General features: G+C 60.2%; 1 protein-coding gene. It reads right to left on the reverse strand.

The window, feature by feature from the left end:
- The coding region (locus JNK74_28900; protein ID MBL7650200.1) for a dehydrogenase at positions 1-709 on the reverse strand (709 nt) is incomplete at both ends.

Consider the following 709-nt stretch of genomic DNA (forward strand, 5'->3'; position numbering starts at 1 on the left):
GCGTCGCACCTCTGGATGAGGGTCCGCCAGGGTGGGTAGGAGCGTTTCCGTTGTGAGTTTTCCGAGTAGCCCAAGCGTGGCCAGTGCTTGCACGCGAACTTGCGGCGCGTGCGTTAAGGACAGTAAGGATTGGAGCGGTAACGTCGTTGAAAGACTGGCCCGTTCTACCAAGAGCCGTTGTGCCATGTCACGCTGCCAACCGCTGGGACTGTCCATGGCGACGACGAGTTCGCCCGGGTTCAGCTTGGAGAGGTTGGGAATCGTTCGTCGGGGCTTGTCTTCCGGAACGACACGATAAATCCGGCCTTTGTCCTCTCCAGCCCGCAGGTCGAGCCGCGCTTGCATCTCGGCGGAGATCCACTCGGGGTGCTCCAGGACAAACCGATACATGTCGGCAACGTAGAGTGCGCCGTCGGGCCCGGTCCTGGTCGTGATGGGGCGAAACCAATTGTCGGTGCTGGCGAGAAATTCGCTGTGTTCCTCTCCTTTCGCCCGATGGCTGACAAATCCGGAGCCTGCTCTCGAAAGGACCTCTCGATGCACCACGTTGTGCACCGGTTCGCTGGCAAAGATGGTCGTGGCAAACTCCGGGCCGAAAAGGTCATCGCGATACGGGGTGGGGCTGCACCCACTGGTCGTGTGGTTGAGGAACTCGGGCTGATTGGGACGGATCATCGAAGGGCTGATCGGAAATACCCGGCTTGAGTTT

This window comes from Candidatus Hydrogenedentota bacterium (assembly GCA_016791475.1).
Lineage (GTDB): Bacteria > Hydrogenedentota > Hydrogenedentia > Hydrogenedentales > JAEUWI01 > JAEUWI01.